This window comes from Vibrio zhugei (assembly GCF_003716875.1).
Classification (GTDB): domain Bacteria; phylum Pseudomonadota; class Gammaproteobacteria; order Enterobacterales; family Vibrionaceae; genus Vibrio; species Vibrio zhugei.
This window is the reverse complement of the sequence record NZ_CP033077.1, coordinates 796,208-812,461: the sequence shown is the minus strand read 5'-3', so window position 1 is coordinate 812,461 and position 16,254 is coordinate 796,208. Positions and strand designations below refer to the sequence as shown.

At 44.0% G+C, this 16,254-nt stretch carries 12 protein-coding genes; 8 read left to right on the top strand and 4 right to left on the bottom strand.

Annotated features, from left to right (window positions below; translation table 11 throughout):
• Nucleotides 1-34: 34 nt before the first annotated feature.
• The 4 genes from EAE30_RS03730 to EAE30_RS03715 form a co-directional block, all read right to left on the bottom strand.
• Nucleotides 35-1,726 carry a DUF342 domain-containing protein gene (locus EAE30_RS03730; RefSeq protein WP_123014733.1) on the bottom strand — a complete coding sequence of 564 codons (1,692 nt, stop codon included), beginning with the start codon at nucleotides 1,724-1,726 and terminating at the stop codon, nucleotides 35-37.
• Between the two features lie 223 nt (nucleotides 1,727-1,949).
• On the bottom strand, nucleotides 1,950-3,959 hold the full coding sequence (locus tag EAE30_RS03725) for a GNAT family N-acetyltransferase (protein WP_164711783.1): 2,010 nt from the start codon (nucleotides 3,957-3,959) through the stop codon (nucleotides 1,950-1,952).
• A gap of 145 nt (nucleotides 3,960-4,104) precedes the next feature.
• Entirely contained in the window at nucleotides 4,105-5,076 is a 972-nt protein-coding gene (locus EAE30_RS03720) for a ParB/RepB/Spo0J family partition protein (RefSeq protein ID WP_123014731.1), read from the bottom strand.
• 7 nt (nucleotides 5,077-5,083) lie between these two features.
• Entirely contained in the window at nucleotides 5,084-6,301 is a 1,218-nt protein-coding gene (locus EAE30_RS03715; RefSeq protein WP_123014730.1) for a ParA family protein, read from the bottom strand.
• A gap of 1,261 nt (nucleotides 6,302-7,562) precedes the next feature.
• On the opposite strand from EAE30_RS03715, the gene EAE30_RS03710 reads away from it, so the two are divergent.
• The 8 genes from EAE30_RS03710 (at nucleotide 7,563) to cyoD (ending at nucleotide 16,254) form a co-directional block, all read left to right on the top strand.
• Nucleotides 7,563-9,539: a replication initiator protein RctB domain-containing protein gene (locus tag EAE30_RS03710; protein WP_123014729.1), complete on the top strand. Its 1,977-nt coding sequence runs from the start codon at nucleotides 7,563-7,565 to the stop codon at nucleotides 9,537-9,539.
• A 508-nt stretch (nucleotides 9,540-10,047) separates the two neighbouring features.
• The gene (locus tag EAE30_RS03705; RefSeq protein WP_123014728.1) at nucleotides 10,048-10,248 is read left to right on the top strand and encodes a hypothetical protein; all 201 of its coding nucleotides are present in this window, start codon (nucleotides 10,048-10,050) and stop codon (nucleotides 10,246-10,248) included.
• Between the two features lie 163 nt (nucleotides 10,249-10,411).
• Nucleotides 10,412-10,621: a DUF3283 family protein gene (locus EAE30_RS03700; RefSeq protein WP_123014727.1), complete on the top strand. Its 210-nt coding sequence runs from the start codon at nucleotides 10,412-10,414 to the stop codon at nucleotides 10,619-10,621.
• A gap of 92 nt (nucleotides 10,622-10,713) precedes the next feature.
• A complete protein-coding gene (locus tag EAE30_RS03695; protein ID WP_123014726.1) occupies nucleotides 10,714-11,433 on the top strand; it encodes a YebC/PmpR family DNA-binding transcriptional regulator in 720 nt (239 codons plus the stop codon).
• A 910-nt stretch (nucleotides 11,434-12,343) separates the two neighbouring features.
• Nucleotides 12,344-13,330: a ubiquinol oxidase subunit II gene (gene cyoA / locus EAE30_RS03690; RefSeq protein ID WP_123014725.1), complete on the top strand. Its 987-nt coding sequence runs from the start codon at nucleotides 12,344-12,346 to the stop codon at nucleotides 13,328-13,330.
• Nucleotides 13,331-13,335: 5 nt separating this feature from the next.
• The gene (gene cyoB, locus EAE30_RS03685) at nucleotides 13,336-15,360 is read left to right on the top strand and encodes a cytochrome o ubiquinol oxidase subunit I (protein WP_123014724.1); all 2,025 of its coding nucleotides are present in this window, start codon (nucleotides 13,336-13,338) and stop codon (nucleotides 15,358-15,360) included.
• A complete protein-coding gene (gene cyoC / locus EAE30_RS03680) occupies nucleotides 15,350-15,943 on the top strand; it encodes a cytochrome o ubiquinol oxidase subunit III (protein ID WP_123014723.1) in 594 nt (197 codons plus the stop codon). The genes cyoB and cyoC overlap by 11 nt, the downstream gene beginning before the upstream one ends.
• Entirely contained in the window at nucleotides 15,940-16,254 is a 315-nt protein-coding gene (gene cyoD / locus EAE30_RS03675; RefSeq protein ID WP_123014722.1) for a cytochrome o ubiquinol oxidase subunit IV, read from the top strand. The genes cyoC and cyoD overlap by 4 nt, the downstream gene beginning before the upstream one ends.

Below are 16,254 nucleotides of genomic sequence, written 5' to 3'. Positions count from 1 at the left end.
GAACTCGAAACCACACATTATCATTTGTCTCTATCTAGATCGTGATACTCTCATCACCTACGGGAATATCTTCATTATTCATTTTGGCTTCGCATTGGATTTCGTATTGATTGAAATAAAATACCGAAGGACCATGGATACGCTTAGTCGTCACTTTCTCGCCACCAAAACATATCGTAACATGGGTGAAGACTTTGTTAGTGGCTTCTACTGTGTTCTCTTTCAGTAAGACATCAAGCTGCTCATTGGTTTTTTCTACCGCTAGCTTCGCTTTCTCCATCTGTGCGGTCGCGACTTTTTTCTGATGGTCGATGAGATCAATGTCCTCTTGAGAGCGCTCACTTTTATCGCGTTTTTTAACGACCAGTTCTTTACGAACGATGTCCATCGTTGCCTCTTGCGCTTTCACATACAAGGCTTTTTGCTTCGCCAAACGTTCTTTTTGTAAAGCAAATTTGGCGTAAGCCTCAATGACCGTGGCCGTATCCCCTTCCACGCCCAATTGATAACACACCACTTTACCACCGACTTTAGCATGGCCACCGCTTAATGTACCTTGTGTGCTATTTTCATCGGTGACATACAGATTATCGCCACAGCGAATGTCATTTCCCATCGCGTGTACGGTGAGATAGATATCGTGATTAGCTTGCAGTTCTGCATACTGAGCATAATTGGCTTTAATGGCGCCACCGGCTTTCACGACACACGTTTTAGTATCATCATCTTGTTCAGAGTGGCCAATGATGCCTTTCGCAACAGTAATACTTCCTTGGGCCTGCACATTCGCCGATTCAATAAATCCACCCACCGTGACATCGCCTGTTGCGCGGACAATCATACCGGGTTCGACGTCTCCGGCAACAATCACCGAGCCCTTAAACTTAACATGGCCTGTTGCAACGCTCACATTGTTTAAGCAAAGCGCCTGCTCCACATCAACGGTTTTATCTCGAATAATGGGCATGCCAGAGGTTGTCGCAAGCAAGATATTCGGATTATCAGGAGAAATATGTGTTCCATTGCCTTCTTGTAACGTGACATCTTCACCCGGTTTTGGAGCAAGAATCTCACCGAGTACATTAAATCCTTCGCGGCCAGGAGTGGCAGACAAGCGCTCCATCACAGGGTCATTTTCTTCTACAGTAATGGTGCTACCGAAGTCTCGCATATCGACTTTAAAAGCATCATTGTCTTTCGGAGCAAGAACCCGTTTCATGACGTCCTTAATCAGGGGTTTCAGATAAGCGTTCTTACCATCTTCCACGTCTTTACCTTGTGCGAAGAGTTGGGTAAATGTTTCCCCCGGTTTGAGTGCTTGACTCGCAACAAGCACTTTCTTCAGGCTTGGCTTATGAATGCCCTTTTTGATCCCCGCATCAGAAATCGCTTTGACAATCTCGTCAGCAATCAGTGACCGACCGCCATAAGCACCAGTCACTGTCATGCTTGCCTGCATTTGATTGGATGAGACGGTGATCTCGAGCGTCGCGTTGCGTTTTTCTGCTACCACGAATCCCTGATAAACAGACGCATCTCCCGAACGTCCAGCATTAAGGAATTTATCAATGCCTTCATCCAAGGGACAATAGTCTGCAACACCAAGCTCTTGCAATGCATCCTTTAATGCTCGCTTGTCTAGTGCTGAATCGAATGTCTGTGATTCAGTCATCTTCGCAATCACTCTTGAATTGTCGTTATCAAGTCCGACAAAGTCTTTCCACATATAGCCTAACCCGAAGTAATTTATAGATTTTCAGTTTACCTAACTTTATGGTACTTACAAAGACAGTTAGCACGAAAAACACGATGAGATCGCTTATCCCCCCTCACCTGCTAATTTACACTGTAAATATAAACGAGGTTAGCATTGATTGACAATTTACAGTGTAAACCTAACCAATAACAGCCTTCCATTTACAGTGTAAATAGTTAGCCGACTCACACCCTCATTTACACTGTAAATAATCCCACGTTTGCAGCTCCGCACAGATTGTCTGTTCAACCTGCTTTTTCCCAGTCAAATTATGCTGCCGAGCGCATTCGCCCCATGAACGTTTTTGGACCACTTTATTAAACAATAGACTCGACACGGGTTGCTGCATAGTAAGACGCGCGAGGATAATCTGATATAGGTTACCCGCGACAGATTCATAATTACTGCCGCCCAACGCATAGCGATGTACCAATGAGTAAGATACATCACTCACTGGATACGTTTGCCCGATAAGCGCCTCTCCCACTAACGGCATTAACACCGCTGTCTCGACGGCGCGAAAAGTATCATTCAATTCAAACAGCAACTGTGTGCGAAATTGTTGTAATGCCTCAGCTAACCACTGGAGGTTATTCGCTTTAACCATGAGTGCAGAATAGCGGCCACTCGCCTGATCACGTTTAGAGCCTAACTTAACGGTGACAAATCCGTTGTTACGCCAAAACGCTAACAAGGAAGGAGTGCAACCGAAACTGGTGGAAAGAAAATCTGTGCGCACTTGATCGCCAACAAAACGCAGCAACTGACTGCCAATCCCCTGCCCTTGAACGTCTGGGTGAACAGCAATTCGCATCACTCTCAGACTCGCTTGCTCAGCCGCGCTGGCAATGCCTAATTGATTGGCCAACGTGACCGCCCCCAAATGCCCTCGAGGCCGTCGTTTACCCAAACAAATATCCGTCACAAGTGAAGGATCCAACTGGCCTTCTAAGACGCCTAATACACACCCGACGACCGTATCTCCTCGAAATGCTGCGACGATGCGTATCGCCTCATCCGTGAGTACTTGGAAGACATCATTAGGAGACGTTTGATAATGGGCACTCACCAATAGCGTAAAAATCTGCTGCAACAACCCAGTGTCATCAAGCATGTTCTGCGCCGTCAGTTGACGTAACTCATAACCTGTAGCGTCTTTAAGCGTCGGTAACCGATGGTTTAACAACAGCGTATCGCGATACCATGCTTCAAGCGGATCGCCAGAACACCATCGGATGGGTTGAGTCATATGCATAAGACGGGTCTCGGGCCGTTGCTGCCTTAGCCACCGCTGGAACGTCAGAGTAAAACCACGCCCGCATCCTTCATAGCCATTGATCGTGGTCGAAAATACAAGGCGATGATGTTGCTCGACTAATGATTGCAGCATAGGAACAGGAAACGCGGCGGCTTCATCCACCAAAACGAAATCGTAGAGATCAAGTTCTTGTAGCAGTTGGTCCATCGCCACAAATTTAAGCGATGCTTGGCCGAGGTAGAAGCCGTCTTTGCGTTGCGAGACATCCGGGGCGTGCGCGAGTAAATGAGTAAACAAAGGGACGATGGCACGTTTTGTGGGCGCAGTAACGGCGATGCGAAGCTGGCTTGATTGCATCAGTTCGGCACTCGCAATTCCCAAAGCGCTGGTTTTCCCTCGTCCTCTATCAGCGGTGAGAATCAATGGACGTTTGCGATGTCCTTTGGCAACACGCAGGATGGAATCGACAGCGGTCTGCTGCTCGCTATACGGGTCATTGTCTTGTCCAGTCATATGCTCTGAGGGTAGGGCTGGCACAGATTGTCTCGTCAACCGCAACAGATGAGACAATTTCTGATTTAACCATTGATTGGCCGCCGAAGACTCTTGCAACTGACCAATAAAAATCAGTAATCCACCACCAGACAACGTTCCTATCGCTGCACTGAAACTATTCGCATCCCAAGGCTGGGATAAATTCCAAATCATTAAATGGCTTTCTTGCCCCAAGATTTGCTGGCCTTGATGAGTGGATAAGTTGCAACAACGCTCGCCACCGTTGAAACCGAAACATAGAATACGTTGCTCTCGTGGCCAGTGCTCAATCACTGTCTGGCAAATCTCGAGAGAGCAACGTTCTGTATCCTCGACAACAACACCAAATCGGCAATTTCGCGTTATCGCTATGTGGTGCAAGTTCTGTAGAAAAGTATGTTCAGACGTCATGTTCATCATCTAGTTAAGTACACGGTTTGATGGTATCACAGACTGAAAACTGACGAACGCAACACGTAGAAGAATCGAGTTTTTTCTTCAAGCACAAAAAACCCGCCAAGGCGGGTTCATAGAAAACGGAGTGACAGAGCGTTGATTACTGAAGTTTACTCTCAATAAACGCCAAGATTTCACTCATTGTCTCATCATCGACCTTTTTCATATTCAGCGATAGATTGGTACCTTTACGAACGTAACTCGCACGTCCTTTGATGAGATCGACTTTGGCACTTTCTTTTTGCTTGGGCGGTTCGAGATCTTTAATCCACTCTTCTAGCATCTCAGTCACTTCTTTGGTGATACGAGATACGCCTTGAGCCTCACAACGCTGCCAGACATACGTGCCGTTGTCATAACAACGTTCAACCAACTGCTGCTGTTTTTCACTATCTAGCTCGCTGAACTGTTTATGCAGTTTGACGATAGTTGGTCGGCCTAACTCAACCACATTCGGGTAAGCTTTCAATAACTCAAGCGGAAGCGCCGCCGCTTTCAACGCACCACTCACTAACGCCTCGCTGCATTGGAACATACGAGCCAATGCTTTTTGATCCGTCGCCTCACCACTATCAAGCTTCGCTTGCATTTCTTTGCCGCGTTCATACAAAGATAGTGGTTTATGCGCGTTCGCGACATCAGAAAGAAATTTTGCATGCTCAGCATTAATGTTATTGGCAACATAAATCAAGAATGGTTTGCCCGCCAAAATACACGACATCCGACGGCGGCTACCATCAAGCACTTCAATCTTACCGTCCGCAGACCGACGCCCTACCGCTGGGTATTGTTGACCTTTATCACGCAGCGTAGTTAACACATCCGACAACGCATGTTCATTCAAAAACGCCTGTTCACGAGCGTTTTCAGCAAACACAACCGTCGCCGATTGTACTTGCTCCGCGGGTATACTCATCAATTCAAACGTGACTTGCTGCTCACCAGCCACAGCTAATTCAATAACTTGAGCTTGTTCCTTCGCAGCGGTTTGCGCTTCCAACGGTGTGGTCGCACGGCGCTTATCTGCTTTACCAAACAATTTTGCATTCAGCTCAGATGTTTTTAATGCCATTTTTTCATTACCCCTGATTCAAGGAAGCCCAGTTACTATGAAGAACGCGCTCGAGTTCTAAAGAACTTTTTTGTACTGCATCTTGAGCGGTAGCTAATGTCTTCTTACCGCCTTCAAAATCGCCGGACGTAAGGTCAAATACGGTGCTGTATGTATCAGCACAAGTTTCAAAAGCACGACTACGAGGAATCGTCGCCATCATGACTTGATCCCCCAACAAATAATTCATTTCGGTTAATACCGACACCTGTTTTTTATTATCATCTTCAAACATGGTCGGCATCAGGCGCACAAACTCCAACCCCTGCCAATCCGCGGGAAACATTTCATACACCGTTGGGAGATGTTGAAAGAAGTTCACCGTCGACGCCCAATCTAACCGTTTTGCCGCACACGGAATGAGCAAGGCATTGGACGCGTACATTGCATTCCACACCAACGGATCAACGTGTGGCCCAGTATCAATCATGATGATATCAAAATCATCGGCAATCTTATCAATCAGTTTCTGTTTCAACAGACGCACAATATCCAACGATTGATTCTTGGACAAATGCTGCCACGCCTCTGCATTAAACATAGCGTCTTCTGGGAAGGCAGAAATCGTCCGTAAGTTAGGATACTGAGTTGGCAGTAATACGTTTTTGTCCAAAAACTCGCTATCGACTTCAGTGCCTTCAGGAACGTTATCCAGCATAATATCAACGGCTGAGTAGATATTGGCATTTTCACTTAAGCTAACTTGTGGGTTCAAAAATAGGCGCAGTGACCCTTGCGGGTCCAAGTCGATAAGACAAATACGGTAACGTTTATCCAAGTTCAATGCGAGGCAAGCGGCTAAATGTACCGCCGTCATGGATTTTCCCGTGCCACCCTTTTGGTTCTGAACATTGACGATCCAGGGCTTATTATCCGCACTTTTCTTACGTTCATGAAACTTCGGCACGCCCGCCGCATCCATCAACATGTGTGCTTCAGCGAGAGAAATTGAATAATGATTTGCGTTATTTTTAGTAAATTGATGGCCTGCCGCTTCTAGCTTGGCAATCGCATCATCCAGTTTACGACGAGTTAATCCTGAACGCGTTTCCATTAATGCCTTAGACATCGGTGGAAAATGTTCATCACGCCGCTCTTCTAAAACTATCTCTATGCGATCCGCTTGTACTTGTTGAGTTTGCTCAGCGAGTTGGTAGAGATTTTCAATCGTATTTTCTCGTTTCATTGCCTGATTCCGTCAGTAGGGCCTTGATAATTGAATTGTACAGCATAGCAATTAATTTACAACAAAAAGGTGTACGAATACTTATATCGAGATATCGCATTAAATACAACTTAATTTAGCTATAGTATGAACAAACTCAATAAACATCATCAATTTTTTGTTAATACTTGTCGTCAAAACTCGCAAACATTTAAAATGTGACAGCGTCACTTATTTACAATGTAAACTAACTGACTCAATACGTTTATCCAACTCAGTTAGCTCGGAACGATTACATTCGCTCGCTAAATTACGGTATGTGTCATTTCAAATTGAATACCTACAAAAAATCACTGAATCAAGAGCACATTATCATAAAATACGATCTCGTGAGTACAACAATACCATATTGGAAGCATGATCAAGGACGTCATCATGATCATGCTTCCTGTCGAGATCGACCATATCGGAACGATGATCAAGCGAAATTTCGTCGATAATCAATATCATCAATGAGTCAGATGCAAGAGGGTAAGGACGGATCAATGATCAAGATAATGATCCTTACGGAAGCATGATAAATTATGGCTAAGTTACGGCAAACGTCAGATGTACCAATGCATAAAGCCATATCAAACCGGTTAGACAATACGATGCAAGGTTGTCGAAATCACGAGAGTGCCGCATGACTTGCCTTGATCATGTTTACGCGATAGGCAGTTGTGAAGGGGGATTGGCGCACAATGACTGGCATCTGTCACTGCATGACGAAAAACGCTTAAAATAGCAGCAATGAGCCACGAATATGACTTACCTTGATCATGCTTTCGTGACAAATACGCGATAAATCCACATTGGAAATGACATAAAATAGCTAAAATGACGCAGTATATCTTCAGCCGATGACAAAAAGACGATCGTTCTGTGGATAACCTGTGATCACACGATGATCATTGTTGCGGAATGTCTTTGATCATGTGTGCGAATCCATGATGATCATCGATTCGCAATCACATGATCATGCTTTCTTTACTATCATGATCATGGTTTCAGTTATTCAATGATCATGCTTTCGAGAGATAAAAATTTATTGCCTTTAAAAACATAATCTTACATGCTATTTCAAAGCCAGATCATATGATCATATTAATCAATATTAATCAGATTAAGCAAAAAGATCAGTTATTTAAAACTTAAAGATTTTTCTTTATTTATGATCAAAACTTCATTATGCTTCATGGAAACATAGCGATATTACGGTTAACGTGATGCGGAAACAGATATGAGCTCTGAAGAAAAATTATTGATTAAAGCCCCACGATCGCACAAAGATGGGCATCTATTTGAAGTATCAGAAATTGCCGTAGATTGGATTGAACAATACCAACATTTCAAAGGCGTCACCAAAAGCATCATCGAATTATTGAATTTGATCTCGCTACAGGGTTTTCGTAGCAAAGATGGATTGGTGTCAACGACAGAGCTTATTGAAGCGACCGATGGAAAGTTAACACGCGCGGCCATTCAACAACGGTTACGTGCAGCCGTGCAAGTGGGTTTGTTTATGCAGATTCCTGTTAAGTTCGAAGAGGGACTGGCCGGAAAAACCATGCTGCATCGTTTCATTAATCCCAATCAACTTATCTCGGTATTGGGTTCAACTAGCCTTGTTACCGACTCGGTCAAACAATCTGAAAAACGCAAGCGCTCTAAAGCATTAGCTCAAACTCAAGTGAATCAACGCTTGTTGCATGAGCATGGTTTGAATATGCCACCAGCCATGAAAGACGAAGCCGACCAATTTATTGTCTCACCGACAAATTGGGCGGGAATTATCGATCAGGCACTTGCTCCGCCACGTACTCGTAAACAATATCAAAAATCCATGGTATCGATCTCAGGAACACGCGCTGTGATCGAAACACGATCGTCAAAAAATATCATGACCGTTGACGATCTCATGACGTTATTTGCCCTGTTCACACTCACAGTGCAATATCACGACTCTCATCAAGAAGATTATCATCTCAATGCCAGTCATGTGCCTAATAAGACCCCATTGTACATTACCGATATTCTTCAATTACGCGGCAAAAAAGACAGCGGTCCTGCGAGGGATTCTATTCGAGATAGCATTGATCGGATCGAATTTACCGATTTCCAACTCCACGAGCTTACCGGACGTTGGTTAAGTGAAAATATGCCAGAAGGCTTTAAAAGTGATCGGTTTCGTTTCCTAGCTCGCACCATAACCGCTTCAGAAGAAGCACCAACGGAAAATAGTGATGGTGAAATTCGTATAAAACCGAATTTATACATTCTGGTTTGGGAACCTTCGTTTTTTGAAGAATTGTTAACTCGCGACTACTTTTTCTTATTTCCACCAGAAATTCTTCGCCAACATACTCTGGTGTTCCAATTGTATTCTTACTTTCGAAGCCGAATGTCACGTCGTCATACTGACGTTATGTTATTAAGTGAGTTAAATCAAAAGCTTGCTCGTAATATTGAGTGGCGACGCTTTTCGATGGATCTGATTCGTGAATTAAGAAAGCTCTCTGAAGGTAAAGGCGATCAGAGCATGTTTGTTGTCAACCTATGGGGATATCACTTGACGATCACCACATTGGTTGAGAAAAACAAAGTGCAAGATTATGAAGTCGATATCAAGTGCGATGTGGAAGAAGTTTTACGCTATTCTCGCGCTCGTACTACGAATGCAGGTAAACGCAATATGGCGCCTACACTGCCTAATCCGCTGCGTAACGAAATGGTATCGAAACAAAAACTCGAAGAATTGTCGCAAATTATCGATGGTGAATTTGAACCGATTCAACGTAAGCCTTCTTCGTCGAGAGGGAATCTCGGGAGACGAGTTAAGTTGCGTAAGCACTTGGTTGAAATAAATGCCGACGAGATCACCATTACATTATCGAAATATACCTCTTCAGAAGCGCTAGAACGCAGTATCATTGCGTTAGCCGCGATGACAGGACATTCTCCTAACTCGATTCGAGAAGAGTGTGTCGAGTTGATTGATAAGCTTGAGCTACTCAAAGTGGGCGAGCAGGTCGTGCCTTATGAAACCCTGAGTAAAGTCATCGAGCTGTATAACTCCCAATCCAACCGCCGTCACTTATCCATAGAGCGCCTTATCTCTGGGCTTGCGGTACGACGCAAGGTGAGTAAGAAAATTTTAGAAGGGCACCTGGATGACAGCGTTTTCCAAGTGCTAGATGAATTAACCTTAGAAGTCTAGATATCAACAAACAATCAACATAAGCTTGACGTAAGTCTGACATTGCTCACCGTCAAGCTGGGTATTCTTTACCCCGAATAGACAACCTTTTGTCCTATCTAACTACATAGATTGGCTCATATTGTTATTACATTCATTCTGAATAGTTTTGGCGAGTACTCTTAGAGTCCTCGCTTTTTTTTTGCCTGTCTCTTTTCCCTTGATCATGCGTCCGCTGAGTGAGAAAAACTCCAGCGGTGGTTATCGCTTATTGGGCAATTCGAAATGAACATTGTCATAATGCCGATGATCGTCTGGCATGGATCCTCAGTCAGCTAGAGTAAAATGCGACGCGGATCTTCTAAAGATATAGCGACCTCGAACAAGTTACAAAAATTATTGAACAGCCTTATGCGCTATATTGACAATCTTAGGTTTACTTCACAATCCATCTCTAAAGTGCTTAACATAGTGGGTAAGGTTTGATAAAGATGACCTTGTCCAATACATGGTTTTTTGGAGGTACCCAATGTCAATTAATTCTCTTAACCATGACGATATGGCTAATATGGCAAGCAAATGGGACTTTATGGATGAAGTTGATGCTCTGCAAGGTGAGGGCAAAGGAATAAAGTCAGCGGAAGCTCGTCGTCGCATCGAAATTATGCGTGATATACGAGATAGCGGTTTATCGATTGAGGAAGCTCGCGAACTTGGTCTGTTAGACTAATACACTCACACGTGATTGAATTCAGAAGGGTGGCGAATGCCACCCTTCATATTTTTGGATGTTTATTGGTGGATTCACTGGTATTACGCACTTTTCCCCTTAATTTTTCTATTGTCTCTATGCTATATTGCTCAGCTAAGTGTTTCGATTGAAGAGTACCAGCATGTCTTACAACCTTGCGCAGCTAGATCCCAAAGAAAAAAATAAAATCGAGCTCGATAAACAAGCCTCTTTTATTGTTTGGAAAATCAAGCAGGGGAAGTCAGGACCAGACGCAATCACTCAGCAACTGAAATCCATTCGTCATGATGATGAAAAGCAGTGGTTTCAACAATCTGTCGATAAATACAAACGAGTGATGGGCGTCGCTTAGACGAACGCTTATGTCTTTGCAGGGGGAAATTGAAATGACGTTTTCTTCTGCTAAAATCCTCCGCAATATACAGAACCAGAGAGAACATCCCGATGGGAAGAAGTTTTGAAGTGCGCAAAGCCTCAATGGCGAAAACTCAAGGCGCAAAAATTAAAGTCTTTTCCAGATACGGTAAAGAAATTTACGTTTGTGCGAAAAATGGTGGCGCAGACCCGGAAGCAAACTTATCGCTTCGTGCTCTCATATCGAAAGCGAAGAAAGACAATGTTCCAGGCCATGTTATTGATAAAGCGCTAGACAAAGCCCGTGGCGGCGGTGGTGAAGATTATGAAACCGCTCGTTATGAAGGTTTTGGCCCTGGCGGTGCAAGTGTGATCGTCGACTGTTTAACCGACAACGGTAATCGTACGTTCCAAGACGTTCGTCAGTGCTTTGTGAAAACAGGGGCGAAAATTGGTAGCCCAGGTACCGTATCACACATGTTTGAGCATCAAGCGGTATTCCAATTTAAAGGCGAAGATGACGAGCCTGTATTGGAAGCGTTGATGATGGCTGATATTGATGTCAGTGATGTCGAAGCTGAAGACGGTGTAGTAACGGTTTTTGCTCCTCATACTGAATTCTTCAAAGCCAAAACGGCATTGACTGAAGCGTTCCCAGACACAGAGATTGATGTAGAGGAAATCACCTTTGTTCCGCAAACCTATACGGATGTGACGGGCGAAGATGCAGAAGTCTTCCAAAAATTCTTGGATTTATTGGATGACTGTGATGATGTTCAGCAGGTCTATCACAACGCCAATCTAGCGTAATATTGACTGTTTGTGAGCGTATAGACAGCGATAAACCGGACCTCGTGTCCGGTTTTTTTATGTTTATGCCGTAAAAGTTTGTGAATGGATTGCATAAGATACGCAAACCGTTAACATTGTTACGTTAGTCATCGTCTAAGTCAGTGAGTGTCCACTCACATATCTGGTCACGATGGGATCGCTCCTTTGTGATTGTAATGTCGCTTGTCAGTCAATGGCATCGATATGCGGTGCATGGGATGTCCAGTCCGTTAGCGTAAGAGGCTTTCGCTTCAGAGGGGAACAGGCCTCAATGCGAACGCGTTTATTCGTCTATAGCGTGGTATGCAGCGACGTTTTGTGTCGTAGGGTATTCACTGCATGAATGCTCATTTTGCGTGTGTTAAGCTCACTGAAATCGAACATCGGTGATTAACAAAAAGGTCGCGAAGTCATGTGTTCATTAGGTTTTGGAGCATCGATATGAGAGTGGGGTATGCAGTGTTGTCTCGAACGATACATGATTTACCGCACGTAATGTGGGGATTGTTGCAAAATAGCGTATTTTATACGCACGCTATCACGTGACGACTACACTCTACATATGGATAGAGATGAGACTATCTAAAGAGGGCATTATTTTGGTATCATCATAAATGAAAGTTAAGATTGCATTTTAATATACTGTGATTGCCCACTTTTGTAAGCATAATGCGCTCTTTGTAAAGGAATGTTTTTATTATGTGATAACTGTTCTCTACTTGTTGTTTTATATAGAGCTCTTATCCATGATAATACACTCTTTGTGAACATTTCATTATGGAATCTGATCGTTTGATCAGCGCATTAAAAAACCTGTAAATCCACCGCAGATTCCTAAAGTGCTCACTTTAGTTTTTGGAATTTGCAAATAAAACAGTCGAGAAAGTCAATGGAAGCCTCAAGATATAAAAGCATCATATCGAAGGCAGGGATACTTATGCTAGCCCTCGCTCTTTCGGGATGTAAGTTTGTATTACTTGATCCGAAAGGCGACATCGGTGTTCAAGAGAAAGAGCTGATTCTTACTGCTCTGGTTCTTATGCTGATTGTTGTCATTCCAGTGATACTGATGACGATTTATTTCGCCTACAAGTATCGGGCCAATAATACAAAACAAGAAGAGTATGCACCGGAGTGGTCACACTCAACGAAAATAGAGTTGGTTGTGTGGATAGTTCCTATCGTTATCATTGCGATTCTTGCAACGATAACATGGCACTCAACGCATCGCTTAGAGCCATCTAAACCGATCGCGAAAGATGGTCAAGAAACAATGACTATCCAAGTGGTGGCATTAGATTGGAAATGGCTATTTATCTATCCGGATCAAAAGATCGCTACTGTTAACTACGTAGCTTTCCCAGAGAAAACACCGGTGAAGTTTAAGCTAGTCGCTGACAACATTATGAACTCCTTCTTCATTCCTAGTTTAGGAAGTCAGCTCTATGCAATGCCTGGCATGGTGACTCGTTTACATCTTATCGCGAATGAAGCAGGCGAGTATCGTGGTATCGGTGCAAGCTATAGCGGACATGGTTTCTCTCATATGAAGTTTAAAGCGGTTGCATTACCGGACCAAGCAAGCTTTAACGAGTGGGTCGCTAAGGTGAAAACTTCTGATAAATCGATTCATGATTTTTCTGATTACCGTAAGCTTGCAGCGCCAAGTGAGAATGATCCTGTTACATATTTCTCATCAGTTCCTAAGGGATTGTTTAATGATGTTGTGCTTCAGTATCCAGGCAACATGATGGCAGATATGCATTCTAAGAGAGAGCAGTTCGAAAAATCACATTCTTCAGAGTCTATGCACATGAATATGGACGCTGATACGCATGAGTCGGAACATGCTGATACGACTGAACATAAAGGGTAATTGAGATGTTTGGAAGGTTAACTTTAGAATCGATTCCATATCACGAGCCTATTATCGTGGTAACAATGGCAATCATTGCTATTGTAGGTTTAACGGTTGTTGGCTTGATAACAAAAGCTGGCAAATGGCAGTACCTATGGAACGAGTGGTTTACATCAGTAGACCATAAAAAACTGGGCTTTATGTATATTGCCGTCGCCATGGTTATGTTGGTACGGGGATTTACTGATGCGGTGATGATGCGAAGCCAGCAAGCGTTATCCGCTGCGGGTGAAGCGGGCTACTTACCTCCGCACCACTACGATCAGATCTTTACGGCTCACGGCGTAATCATGATTTTCTTCGTAGCGATGCCGTTGGTCATCGGTTTGATGAACGTGATCGTTCCGTTGCAAATCGGTGCTCGTGACGTCGCGTTCCCGTACTTGAACAACTTGTCTTTCTGGCTATTTGTGGTAGGGGTAATCCTGACCAACATGTCGTTAGGTTTGGGTGAGTTCGGCCGTACAGGTTGGCTGGCGTATCCGCCATTGTCAGGGATTAAGGCAAGTCCGGGTGTGGGTGTCGACTACTGGATCTGGGCACTGCAGATCTCTGGTGTTGGTACGACGTTGACGGGTGTGAACTTCTTTGTGACCATTCTTCGCATGCGTGCACCAAGTATGCCAATGATGAAAATGCCAGTATTTACTTGGGCATCACTGTGTTCAAACATCCTGATCATCATCTCTTTCCCAATTTTAACAGTGACAATTGCACTGCTAACTTTGGACCGCTATTTAGGTTTCCACTTCTTCACCAATGATTTGGGTGGGAACATGATGATGTATATCAACCTGATTTGGGCATGGGGTCACCCAGAGGTGTACATCCTCATTCTGCCTTTATTCGGTGTGTTCTCAGAAGTGACAGCAACGTTCTCACGTAAAAAACTGTTTGGTTATACATCTCTAGTATGGGCAACGATCGTTATTACTGTGCTAGCGTTTATTGTTTGGCTGCACCACTTCTTTACGATGGGTGGTGGCGCGAATGTGAATGCCTTCTTTGGTATTGCCACGATGGTCATTTCAATCCCAACCGGGGTTAAGATTTTCAACTGGCTATTCACCATGTACAAAGGCCGTATTACCCTGACTACCCCTATGATGTGGACGGTCGGCTTCCTGATCTCGTTCAGTATCGGTGGTATGACTGGCGTATTGATGGCGGTACCAGGTGCTGACTTCGTTCTTCATAACTCTGTGTTCCTGATTGCGCACTTCCATAACGTGATTATCGGTGGTGTTGTCTTCGGGTGTTTTGCCGCAATCACTTACTGGTTCCCAAAAATCTCTGGTTTCAAATTGAATGAAACTTGGGGTAAACGTGCGTACTGGTTCTGGTTGATTGGCTTTATTTTGGCATTCTTGCCACTTTACGCGCTTGGCTTTATGGGTATGACTCGTCGTATCAGCCAAGATATCAACCCAGAGTTCTTCCCATTCTTGGCTGTGGCTGCGTTTGGTACTGCACTGGTTGCTATCGGCATTATTTGTCAATTCACACAGTTCTATGTGAGCTACCGTGATCGTGAAGATAACTTAGACGTAACGGGTGATGCATGGGATGGACGTACGCTTGAGTGGTCAATTCCTTCTCCACCACCATTCTACAACTTTGCTGTAATTCCAAAAGCGGATGAAATTGATGCGTTCTGGTATCAAAAACAGCGCGGTGAACATGACATCGAGAAAGAAGTCGAATACGAGCGCATTCACATGCCGAAAAATACCCCAACAGGGATGTATGTTTCGCTGTTTGCTCTTATCTTAGGCTTTGGCATGATCTGGTACATCTGGTGGTTAGCGATTATTGGTATTGTCGGTGTGGTTGCAACGTCAATCTGGCATAGCTTTAACGATGACGTTGATTACTATGTTGAAGTCGATGAAATCAAAGCAATTGAACAAGCGCATCGTGAACGTGTCCGTGCGGCACAAGCGAAGCAGAATGCGGATAATAATGGGGAGGTGAACCATGCACGCTAATGAGCATGCACACGATCACCATGACGCAGGTGCCAACAAGCTATTTGGTTTTTGGATTTACCTGATGAGTGACTGTATTTTGTTCGCAAGTTTATTTGCAACATATGCAGTTCTAGAGAACGCCACAGCGGGTGGCGTTTCTGGGCGTGACATTTTCGAACTACCATTCGTGTTTGTGGAAACCATGTTACTGCTGGTAAGTAGTATTACGTTTGGTTTCGGCATGATTGCGATGAAGAAGAAGCAAATTGGTGCTCTTAAGTTATGGATGGTGATTACCTTCCTACTAGGCGCTGGCTTCATCGGTATGGAAATCTATGAGTTCCATCATCTGATTGTGGAAGGCTACGGACCAGACAGCAGTGCTTTCTTGTCTTCATTCTTTGCATTAGTCGCGACTCACGGTATCCACGTGACCTTTGGTCTTATTTGGCTAGCGGTTGGTTTAATCCAACTTAGCACCAAAGGCCTGACAGAGACCATGGAAACGCGCTTTGGCTGTTTGAGCCTTTTCTGGCACTTCCTTGATATTGTTTGGATTTGTGTCTTCACATTCGTTTATTTAGTAGGGGTGATGCAATGAGTAATCAACACGCCGAATCTAGTGTGAAGGGCTACGTTGTTGGATTTATTATGGCGTTGGTATTAACCATCGTGCCATTTTATTTTGCAGCGACTCAAAGCCTGCCAGAGACCACTACGTACATCATTATGTTTACGTGTGCCATTATTCAGGTAATCGTCCACTTCATTTATTTCCTTCATATGGAAATTAAAACTGAAGAAGGGCGCTGGAACTTTGTCTCTTTGATGTTCTCAGCAATTGTTGTTTTCATCGTGATTGGGGGTTCTATCTGGATTATGTGGAACCTCAACATCAACATGGCAATGTAG